Origin of the sequence: Streptomyces olivaceus, assembly GCF_000721235.1 — a bacterium.
Classification (GTDB): domain Bacteria; phylum Actinomycetota; class Actinomycetes; order Streptomycetales; family Streptomycetaceae; genus Streptomyces; species Streptomyces olivaceus.
Genome location: NZ_JOFH01000075.1, coordinates 1 through 11,962 on the forward strand (window position 1 = coordinate 1; position 11,962 = coordinate 11,962).

Annotated in this window: 1 protein-coding gene and 1 pseudogene; both read left to right on the forward strand. The window is 74.3% G+C overall.

Annotation, left to right across the window (positions count from 1 at the left end):
* Window positions 1-10,208, forward strand: a 10,208-nt coding sequence (locus IG94_RS43220) for a type I polyketide synthase (protein WP_043485718.1), incomplete at its 5' end; no start/stop codon positions are given.
* 26 nt (window positions 10,209-10,234) lie between these two features.
* Window positions 10,235-11,962, forward strand: a pseudogene (locus IG94_RS39305) (type I polyketide synthase); the annotation flags it as partial.

Below are 11,962 nucleotides of genomic sequence, written 5' to 3' on the forward strand. Positions count from 1 at the left end.
ACCAGATCCTCGCCGTCGTCCGCGGCACCGCCATCAACTCCGACGGCACCAGCAACGGCCTCACCGCACCCAACGGACCCTCCCAACAACGCGTCATCCGACAAGCACTCACCAACGCCAAACTCACCCCCACCGACATCGACGCCGTCGAAACACACGGCACCGGCACCACCCTCGGCGACCCCATCGAAGCCCAAGCCCTCATCGCCACCTACGGCCACAACCGACCCACCGACCAACCCCTCTGGATCGGCTCCCTCAAATCCAACATCGGACACACCCAGGCGGCCGCCGGGGCAGCCGGTGTGATCAAGATGGTGCAGGCGATGCGGCACGGGCTGCTGCCCCGGACCCTGCACGTCGACGAGCCGACGCCGCACGTGGATTGGTCGTCCGGCGGGGTGTCCGTCCTCGCCGAGGAGCGGCCCTGGCCGGACGGGCGCGAGGTGCGCCGCTCGGCCGTCTCGGCGTTCGGCATCAGCGGCACCAACGCCCATGTCATCCTCGAATGGGATCCGGCGACGGCGGACGTTCCGGCGCGGGAGGTCCCCGAGGAGGCCGACGGCGTCCCCGTCCCCTGGGTGCTGACCGGCCGGACCGAGGCCGCCCTCGTCGCGCAGGCGCGCAGGCTCGCCGATCACCTCGCCGGATCGCGGGACTTCAGCCCCGCCGACATCGGCGTCTCGCTGGCCGCCCGCGCCGTGCAGGAGCACCGCGCGGCCGTGACGGGACGGACCCGTGAGGAGTTCCTCGCCGGGCTCGCCGCCCTGGCGGACGGCGGTACCGCGGCCCGTACGACCGCCGGTGACGGCAGTGCGGCCGTCGCCGTCGCCTCCGCCACCGCCACCGCCGCCGGTGCCGGCACCGGCACCGGCGGCAGGAACGCGTTCCTGTTCTCCGGGCAGGGCAGTCAGCACCCCGGAATGGGCCGGGAGTTGTACGACCGGTTCGAGGTGTTCGCGACCGAGCTGGACCGGCTCTGCACGCGGCTGGACGCGCGGCTGGACGTGCCCCTGCGGTCGGTGATGTTCGCCGAGGAGGGCACACCGGAGTCGGCCCTGCTCGCCGAGACCCGGTACGCCCAGCCGGCGATCTTCGCCATGTCGGTCGCGCTGTTCCGCCTCGTCGAGTCGTGGGGTGTGCGCCCCGACGTGCTGCTCGGGCACTCCATCGGGGAGATCGCCGCCGCGCACGTCGCCGGTGTCTTCGACCTGGACGACGCCTGCGTACTCGTCGCGGAGCGGGCGCGGCTGATGCAGGCGGTCCGGGCGCGCGGCGCGATGGTCGCGATCAGGGCGGGTGAGGACGAGGTCGCCGAGTCCCTGCTCGACTCGGCGGACGTCGTGGCGATCGCGGCGGTCAACGCCGCCGACTCGACCGTGGTGTCCGGCGACGAGGAGGCCGTGAACCGGGTCGCCGAGCTGTGGGCCGGACGGGGCAGGAAGACGACGCGGCTGCGGGTCAGCCACGCGTTCCACTCCCCCCACATGGACGGCATGCTCGACGAGTTCCGCAGGGTCGCCGAGGGCATCGCCTATCGCACGCCGACGGCGCGGATCGTCTCCGCCCTCACCGGCCGCCCGGCGGACGAGGACGAGTTGAGCACTCCGGGTTACTGGACGCGCCAGGTGAGGCAGCCCGTACGGTTCCACGACGCGGTCGGCGCGCTGGGTGAGCTGGGGGTCACGACCTCCCTGGAGATCGGGCCCGACGCGGCCCTCACCGCCCTCCCGGCCGCCGACGGCACGGGGCACCGGATCGCCCTGCAGCGCCGGGACCGGCCAGAGGCGCGGACCCTCGTCGCGGCCGTCGCCGAGGCGGGCCTGCGGGACGTGCCCGTGGACTGGCGGGCGTTCTTCGCCCAGTGGGGCGCGCGGCCGGTGACCCTGCCCAACTACCCCTTCGAGGGACGCCGGTTCTGGCTGCCCGCGGCCGCTCCGACCGCCGCCTCGCTGGGGATGGACAGCGGCACGCACGACCTGCTCAGGGCCGTGACCTCCCTCGCCGAGACCGGGGGCCTGCTGCTGAGCGGCCGGGTGTCCCGGCACACCCACCCGTGGCTGGCCGAGCACACCGTGAACGGCACCGCGCTGGTACCCGGCACGGTCTTCCTCGACATGGCCGTCCACGCCGCGGCGGTCGGCGGATGCGGCCGGATCGAGGAGCTGACGGTCGAGGCACCGCTCACCCTGCCGGCGGACGGCCCGGTCGACGTCCAGGTGGCGGTGTCCGCTCCGGACGAGGACGGAGCCAGGTCGATCACCATCAGTTCGCGCGCCGTCGCCGTCGCGGAGGACGGCGAGCGGGTGTGGACGAGGCACGCGTCCGGGGCGCTGGGCGTGCACGCGCCCCAGCCGTTCGGCGACTCTTCCGCGGCCTGGCCGCCGCCGGGCGCCGAACCGGTCGACATCGACGGAATCTACGACGCGCTCGCCGACATCGGTGTCGGCTACGGTCCGGCGTTCCAGGGGCTGCGGGCGGCCTGGCGGGTGGGCTCCACGGTCTTCACCGAGGCCCACGTCCAGGAGGACGGCGAGGCCGCCGGGGTGCACCCGGCGATGCTCGACGCCTCGTTGCACGCGCTGGCGGGCGACCACCCGTCGCTGGACGCGGGCGAGGAGATCCTGCTGCCGTTCTCCTGGCGCGGTGTCGTGCCGCACACCTGGCGGGCCACCTCGATCAGGAGCCGGCTGACCCGGACCGGGCCGGACACCCTGTCGGTGGAGGTCACCGACGCGGACGGCGTCCCGGTCGTCTCGGTCGAGGCGCTGGTGGTGCGGCCTGTTCCGGTGAGCAGGATCAGCGTCCGGCGCCACGAGGCGTACCGGCTCGACTGGGTCGCTGCGCCCGGCCGCCCGGCCGACGCTGCGGCGTCCCTGGCCGTGCTCGGTGGACCCCGCCCGCTCACGGCGGCACCGACCGGTGCGGATGTTCCGGCTGATCCGGATGTTCCGGCTGATCCGGATGTTCCGGCCGACGGGCACGTTCTGGGCGACGCGGAGGCTCTGAGCGACACAGAGGCTCTGGCCGACGCGGAGGCTCTGACCGGTGCGGAGGCTCTGGCCGATGCTCATGTACTGGCCGACGGGCACGTTCTGGCCGGCGCCGACGTTCCGGCCGCATTCGGCGGGGGCCTCTCCGAGCTGGTCTCGGCCTCCGGCCCGCTGCCCGACGCGGTGCTCGTGCCCGTCGACGCCTCGATCGGGGGTCCCGAGGAGGTGCGCGCGGCCGTCACCGGAGTACTGCGGACCGCGCAGGAGTGGCTGGCCGAGGAGGGCACGGCGGCGTCCCGGCTCGTGGTCGTCACCCGGGGTGCGGTCTCCGCCGGAGCCGGGGACCCGGACGTCGATCTGGCGGGGGCGGCCGTATGGGGCCTTGTCCGCAGCGCCCAGAACGAGCACCCGGGACGGTTCGCGCTCGTCGACCTCGACGGCAGCAGGGCGTCGGCACGAGTCCTGGCCGCCGCTATCGCCCGCGCCGAGCCCCAGGTCGCGCTGCGCGAGGGCCGCCCCCTGGTGCCCCGCGCCGCGGCGGCCCCGGTGCCCGGGACCGAGGTGTCGCCGCTCGACCCGGACGGCACCGCGCTGGTCACCGGCGGTACCGGCGCGCTGGGCGCGGTCGTCGCCCGCCACCTGGTGGTCCGGCACGGTGTGCGGCACCTGATGCTGCTGAGCAGGCGGGGAGCCGCCGCGCCGGGCGCGGACGCGCTGCGGGCGGAGCTGTCGGAGTGCGGCGCCGAAGTCACCGTCGTGAGCTGCGACGTCGCCGACCGCGCGGGCCTCGCCGCCGTCCTCGCCGGGATTCCGTCCGCTCACCCGCTCACCGCCGTGGTGCACACGGCCGGCGTGCTCGACGACGCCGCCCTCACCAATCTGACCCCGGACCGGCTCGACACCGTCATGGGCCCGAAGGCCGAGGCGGCCTGGCACCTGCACGAACTCACGGCCGACGCCGGCCTCGCCGCCTTCGTCCTGTTCTCGTCGGCCGCCGGCACCCTCGGCACTCCCGGCCAGGCCAACTACGCCGCCGCCAACGCCTTCCTCGACGCCCTCGCCGGGCACCGCCACGCACGCGGGCTCCCGGCCACCAGCCTGGCCTGGGGGCCGTGGCCGGACAGCGACGGCATGGCGGCCGACGCGCGGCGGATCCGGCAGGCGGCGCTCGTCCCGCTGTCGGAGGCGGAGAACCTCGCCCTGTTCGACGCGGCTCTCGCGGCGGACCGCCCCGTACTGCTGCCACTGCGTCTCGACCGCGCCGCGCTGCGTGCGGCGGACGCGGCGACGCTCCCGCCGATGCTGGCCGGGTTCGCCGCAGCGCCCCGCCCACCGGCCGGGCGCACCCCGATGGCGCGACGGCTCGACGGACTCAACGGCGCCCAGCGCCACCGGCTGCTGCTGGAGTTCGTACGGGAGCACGTGGCGTCCGTGCTCGGGCACGACGACATCGCCCGGGTCGCGGCCGACCGGGGCTTCACCGAGCTGGGATTCGACTCGCTGACCGCGGTGGACCTCCGCAACCGGCTGTCCGCCGAGACGGATCTGCGGCTCCCGGCCACCCTGGCCTTCGACTACCCGAATCCGCAGGCGCTCGCGGAGCACCTCTCCGACGTACTGCTCGGCAGCGGCCGGGAGGCCTCCGCCCCCACCACCGCGCAGGCGGCGGGGGTGGACGACGATCCCGTCGCGATCGTCGCGATGGCCTGCCGGTTCCCCGGCGGGGTGCGGTCCCCGGAGGACCTGTGGCGGCTCGTCGCCGACGAGGTCGACGCGATCGGCCCCTTCCCCGACGACCGGGGCTGGAACGTCGCCGACCTCTACGACCCGGAACCCGAGCGGACCGGGAAGTCCTACACCCGTGAGGGCGGCTTCCTCTACGACGCGGCCCGGTTCGACCCGCACTTCTTCGGCATGAGCCCGCGCGACGCGACGGCCACCGACCCCCAGCAGCGGCTGCTGCTCGAAACGGGCTGGGAGGCGTTCGAACGCGCGGGCCTCGACCCCGAGTCGCTGCGCGGCAGCCGCACCGGAGTGTTCACGGGCGTCATGTACGCCGACTACGCCGGCCGTCTGCTGAACGCGACCCCCGGCGAGTACGAGGGGTTCGTCGGTACGGGCAGCGCGGGCAGCGTCGCCTCGGGCCGCCTCGCCTACACCTTCGGTCTCGAGGGACCGGCGATCACCGTGGACACCGCGTGCTCCTCCTCGCTGGTCAGCCTGCACCTGGCGGTGCGGGCGCTCCGCGACGGCGAGTGCGACCTGGCGCTGGCGGGCGGTGTCACGGTGATGGCGACGCCGGCGCCCTTCGTGGAGTTCAGCAGGCAGCGCGGGCTCTCCCCCGACGGACGGTGCAAGCCGTTCGCCGCGGGGGCCGACGGCGTCGCCTGGGCCGAGGGCGCTGGTCTGCTGCTGGTCGAGCGGCTGTCCGACGCCCGCCGCAACGGCCATCCGGTGCTGGCCGTGGTGCAGGGCTCGGCCGTCAACCAGGACGGTGCCAGCAACGGTCTGACCGCGCCGAACGGCCCCTCCCAGCAGCGGGTGATCCGGGAGGCCCTCGCCGACGCGGGACTGCGCCCGGCCGACGTGGACATGCTCGAGGCGCACGGCACGGGCACGCCGCTGGGCGACCCGATCGAGGCGCAGGCGCTCATCGCCGCCTACGGCCGGGACCGGCCGGCGGACCGGCCGCTGTGGATCGGCTCGGTCAAGTCCAACATCGGGCACACCCAGGCGGCGGCCGGAGTCGCCGGCGTCATCAAGGCCGTGGAGGCGCTCCGCAACGGACGTCTCCCCCGCAGCCTCCACGCGGACGACCCGTCCCCGCACACGGACTGGGCGGAAGGGAACGTCGCCCTCCTCACCGAGGCGCGGGACTGGCCGCCGCACGAGGGGCCGAGGCGCGCGGCGGTGTCGGCGTTCGGCATCAGCGGCACCAACGCGCACGTGATCATCAAGGCGCCGGACGCCGAGGCCCCGTCCGAGCCGAAGCAGCAGGACCGGCAGGACGCGGCGCCGGAGGACGCTCAGGAGGGTGCGCTGCCCGGGCCGGTCGTGCCGTGGGTGCTGTCGGCCAAGACGGACGCCGCGCTCGTCGCGCAGTCCGACCAGCTCAGCGGCTTCCTGCGCGCGAACCCCCGGCACCGGCCCGCCGACGTCGCGCGCGCCCTGGGCGCACGGTCGGTCTTCGCGTACGGGGCGGCAGTGGTCGGACGCACCCGGGACGAGCTGCTGTCCGGGCTCGACGCGCTCTCCGCCGGGCGGACCGTGCCCCACGTGGTCCGCGGGGCCGCCGCCGGGCACGGCGCGACCGCCTTCATGTTCTCCGGCCAGGGTGCGCAGCGGCCGGGCATGGGCAGCGGCCTGTACGCGGAGCACCCCGAGTTCCGGCGTGCGCTGGACGAGGTCTGCGCGCACTTCGACGGCGTGCTCGACCGGCCGCTGCGCGACCTGATGTTCGCGCCCGCCGGTTCCCCGGAGGAGGACCTGCTCCACGAGACCCGCTACACCCAGCCCGCGTTGTTCGCGCTGGAGGTCGCGCTGTACCGGCTGCTGCGGAGCTGGGGTGTGGTCCCCGACTACCTGATGGGGCACTCGGTCGGCGAGTTCGCCGCCGCCCACGTCGCGGGTGTGCTGTCCCTGGCGGACGCGTGCGGGCTCGTCGCCGCGCGCGGCCGGCTGATGCAGGAGCTGCCGGGCAACGGGGCGATGGTGGCGATCGGCGCGAGCGCCGACGAGGTCCGCGCGTCCCTGGCCGGTCTGGAGGACACGGTCGGCATCGCGGCGGTGAACGGCCCGGCCGGAACGGTCGTGTCCGGTGACGAGGTCGCCGTGATGGCGGTCGCCGGGGAGTGGGCCGAGCGGGGCCGCAGGACCAAGCGGCTGCTGGTCAGCCACGCCTTCCACTCACCCCTGATGAAGCCGGTGGTGTCCGCGTTCCGGGAGGTCGCCGAGGGCATCGAGTTCGCCGAGCCCGCCGTCCCGATCGTGTCGACCGTCACCGGCGAGGTCGTCGCGGCGGACACCATGACGTCGGCGCGGTACTGGGTGGACCAGGTGCTCCAGCCGGTCCTGTTCGCGGCTGCCGTCCGGACCCTGCACGAGTCGGGCGCCCGCTCCTATCTCGAACTGGGCTCGGACACCCTGGCCTCGCTGGCCCCGGACTGCCTGCCCGAGGAGGACACCCGGCCGGTGGTCGGCGCCCTGCTCCGCCGGGGCGCGAGCGAGCCGGAGTCGGTGGTCGCCGCCCTGGCGCGGGCCCGGATCACGGGCGTCGGGGTGGACCTGGCGGCGATGCTCCCGGACGCCCGCCGTGTGGACCTGCCCACCTACCCGTTCCAGCGCGAGTGGTACTGGCTCAGCCGGCCGTCCGCCGACGCGCCGACGGACCTGGGACTGTCCGGGACCACACACCCGTTCATCGGCGCGGAGACCGAACTGCCCGACGGCGGGCACCTGTTCACCGGCCGGATCTCGTCGGACGCCCAGCCGTGGCTCACCGATCACGCCGTCCACACCGTGCCGGTCGTCCCGGCGAGTGCCCTGGTCGACATGGTCCTGTACGCGGGCGGGCGGTGCGGCCACGGCCGGGTCGAGGAGCTGACGCTGTCCGTTCCGCTCGTCCTGCCGGAGACCGGTGCGGTGCACGTCCAGGTCGTCGCCGGGCCGTCCGACGAGTCCGGGCACCGGCATGTCACCGTAAGGTCCCGGCCCGCGCACGCCGCCGCCGACAATGCCGGGTGGACCAGGCACGCGGACGGCGCACTCGGCCTCGAAGGGGACACGGCCGAGCAGACCGCCGCAGCCGGCGCCCAGGAGACCGCGGAGGTCACGGCGGCGACCGCCCAGGGTACGGCGGCGGTCCCCTCCGAAGCCGCGCCGTGGCCGCCGTCGGACGCGACCGAGGAGGACGTCGAGCGGATCTACGCACGGCTCGCCGAGCTCGGACTGGGCTACGGTCCCATGTTCCGGGGACTGCGGAGGGTGTGGCGGCACGGCACGGAGGTCCTGGCCGAGGTCCACCTGCCGGAGGCGACGACACCGGGCTTCGTCATCCATCCGGCGTTGCTGGACTCCGCCCTCCACACCCTCGCCTACGCCTACCCGGACGTGGACGGGGCCGAGGGGGTACCGGTGCCGTTCTCCTGGTCGGGTGTCGGCGGGCCCGGCTGCGCTCCGGACGGCGTGCTGCGCGTCCGGCTCGGCACGGGCGACGACGGCTTCGCGCTGCGCCTGACCACCGGGAGCGGCGAGGAGGTCGCGGCGATCGAGTCACTGTCCGTACGCCGTCTGACTCCCGATCAGCTCGGGTCCGGCCGGCGCCGGCTGCAACGGGCACGGTTCGCGGTCTCCTGGAGCGAGATCACGCCCACGGCCCGCGCGGAGAGCCGGCCGCCCTCCCGGATCGACTGGCTCGACGACCCCGCGCCGAGCCTGCTGGTCTCTCTCGCCGGCATCGCCGAGCCGCGGGCGCTGGCCGACGACGCGCCCGCACCGGACCTGGTGCTCCTGGACTGCACGGACCACGACGGCCCCGGAGACCAGGCCGAGCGGACGCGTCGCGCGACCCACCGCGTGCTGGACGTCGTCCGGACGTTCCTCACCGACGACCGGTTCGCCGCGTCCCGGCTGGGCGTGTTGACCCGGTCGGCGGTCGCCGTCGTGGGCGGCGACACGGTCGAGGACCTGGCGGGCGCCGCCGTCGGCGGGCTGATCCGCTCGGCGCAGACGGAGAACCCGGACCGGATCGTACTGATCGACGTCGACGGCACCGAGGAGTCCGCCCTGGCCCTGCCCGCCGCGCTGCACGCCGCCGAACCGCGGCTCGCCCTGCGCGCCGGACGGACGTACGCGGCCCGCCTCGCGCCCGTCACCGACGAGGCGGACGCCGTCGCGCCGCTCCCCGCCGAGGGCACCGTGCTGGTCACCGGCGGCACGGGAACACTCGGCGCGGAGGTCGCGCGCCACCTGGTACGGCGGCACGGTGCCCGGCACCTGCTCCTCACCAGCAGGCAGGGCTCCGCGGCGCCGGGCGCGGCGGAACTCGCCGAGGAGCTGACCGGGCTCGGCGCCCACGTCACCGTCGGAGCGTGCGACGTGTCCGACCGGGCGGCGCTGGCGGAGCTGCTCGCCGCCGTTCCCGAGGAACATCCCCTGACCGCCGTCGTCCACACGGCAGGGGTCCTGGACGACGCCACGGTCCCCGGTCTCACTCCCGAACAGATCGACACCGTCCTGCGGCCGAAGGCCGAAGCCGCCTGGCATCTGCACGAACTGACCGCGGACATGGACCTCACGTACTTCGTCCTGTTCTCGTCCGCCGCCGGGGTGCTCGGCGCGGCGGGCCAGGCGAACTACGCCGCCGCCAACGCCTTCCTCGACGCCCTCGCCGAGCAGCGCCGCGCCCAGGGCCGCCCGGCCGTGTCACTCGCCTGGGGACTCTGGGCCGCCGGAGGCCCGATGGGCGCAAAACTCGGGGCTGCCGACCGGGCCCGTATCGGCCGCGGCGGGATCCTGCCGCTCGACGTGGAGGACGGTCTCGCGCTGTTCGACTCAGCGCTCGCGGGCGACCGTGCCACCCTGACCCTCGCCAGGTTCGACCTGCCGTCGCTGCGCGCGCAGGCCGAGCAGGGCGCACCGCCGTCGATCCTGAGGGACCTGGTCGGCGCCGCACCGCGCCCCCGCGCCGACCTGACGGACCGCCCGGTGCTGCCGGGACGTCTGGCCGACCGTTCCGAGGCCGAGCAGCTCGAACTGCTGCTGGAGTTCATCCAGGAGAGGATCTCGGTCACGCTGGGGCACGCCGAGTCCGCCGTGGTCGAGCCGGACCGCGGCTTCCTCGAACTCGGCCTCGACTCCCTCACCGCGCTGGAGCTGCGCAACCGGCTGAGCGACGCCGCCGGCCGGCGGCTGCCCGCCACGATCCTGTTCGACTATCCCACCCCGCGCCGGCTCGCCGCTCGCCTGCGCGAGCTGCTCGCCCCGGCCGAGGAGCCGGACAGCGAGATCCGCGTGCTCATCGCCTCCGTCCCGCCCGAGCGTCTGCGCGCGGCGGGACTGCTGGAGGCGGTGCTCGCCCTCGCGGACAGCCCCGCCTCCACCGCCCCGGCAGAGGCGACCGAATCCGACAGCGAGCAGGAGGACGACGAGGCCGACCTCCTCGACGCCGATGTCGAGGACCTCGTCCGCATCGCCCTCAGCGACACCGACTCGTGACCGACCCGAAGCGACGGAGCCGACGAATGAACATGCCGGACGAGAAGGTCGTCGAAGCGCTGCGCGCGTCCCTGCTGGAGAACAAGCGCCTGCGCCGACGGCTGCAGCAGCAGTCCGACTCGGCCTCCGAGCCGATCGCGATCGTGGGGATGGCCTGCCGCTATCCCGGCGGCGCGGTCTCCCCGGACGCGCTGTGGCGGCTGGTGGCCGAGGGCACGGACGCCATCTGGCCATGGACCCGCAGCAGCGCCTGCTCCTGGAGACGAGCTGGGAGACGTTCGAAGATGCGGGCATCGACCCGGAGTCGCTGCGCGGCAGCCGCACCGGGGTGTTCACCGGCGTGATGTACGACGACTACGCGACCCGGCTGCGCCGCATGCCGGAAGGCATGGAGGACCAGGTCGTCACGGGCAGCGCGGGAAGCGTCGCCTCGGGACGGCTCTCCTACGTCCACGGCTTCGAGGGGCCCGCGATCTCCCTCGACACGGCGTGCTCGTCGTCGCTGGTGGCCCTGCATCTGGCGGCCCAGGCGCTGCGCAACGGCGAGTGCGACCTCGCACTGGCGGGCGGCGTCACCGTCATGGCCACCCCGGTCGCGTTCACCAGCTTCAGCCGCCAGCGCGGTCTCGCTGCCGATGCCCGCTGCAAGCCGTTCGCGGGAGCGGCCGACGGCACCATCTGGGGCGAAGGTGCCGGCCTGCTGCTCGTCGAGCGCCTGTCGGACGCCCGACGCAACGGCCACCAGATCCTTGCCGTCGTCCGCGGCTCCGCCGTCAACCAGGACGGTCAGAGCAGCCACTTGTCGGCCCCCAACGGGCCCGCCCAGCAGCGGGTAATCCAGCAGGCCCTGGCCAGCGCGGGCCTGTCACCGGCCGACGTGGACGCGGTCGAGGCCCACGGCACCGGCACCACCCTCGGCGACCCCATCGAGGCACAGGCACTGATCGCCACCTACGGCCACAACCGCCCCACCGACCAGCCACTGTGGCTCGGCTCGATCAAGTCCAACATCGGCCACACCCAAGCCGCCGCCGGCGTCGCCGGCATTATTAAAATGGTCCAGGCCATCCGCCACGGACTGCTGCCCAAGACGCTTCACGTCGACGAGCCGACCCCGCACGTCGACTGGGACAGCGGAAACGTCCAACTCCTCACCGAAGACCGCGACTGGCCCGAACTGGACCGGCCGCGCCGCGCCGGCATCTCCTCCTTCGGCATCAGCGGCACCAACGCCCACATCATCATCGAGCAGGCACCCCAACCCGACCCAGAGCCCGTCGCGGAAGATGAGCACTACGACGGTCCTGTCGCCTGGCTGCTCTCCGCCAAAACCGAACCCGCCCTGCGCGACCAAGCCACACACCTGCTCCACCACATCGAAACCCACCCGGACCTGGACGGAACCACCCTCGACGACTTCCGCCCCGCACTCACCGCCCTCCAAGACGGCACCCCGGCCCCGAACCTCACCCAGGGCACCGCCACCCCCGGCAAAACCGTGTTCGTCTTCCCCGGCCAAGGCTCCCAATGGACCGGCATGGGCCTCGAACTCCTCACCACCTCACCCGTCTTCGCCCACCACATCCACGCCTGCGACCAAGCCCTCCAACCCCACACCGGCTGGTCGTTGCTGTCGGTCCTGCGCGGCGAACCCCACACCCCCGACCCCCACCGCGTCGACGTCCTCCAACCCACCCTCTTCGCCCTCATGATCGCCCTCGCCCGCACCTGGCAACACCACGGCACCACCCCCG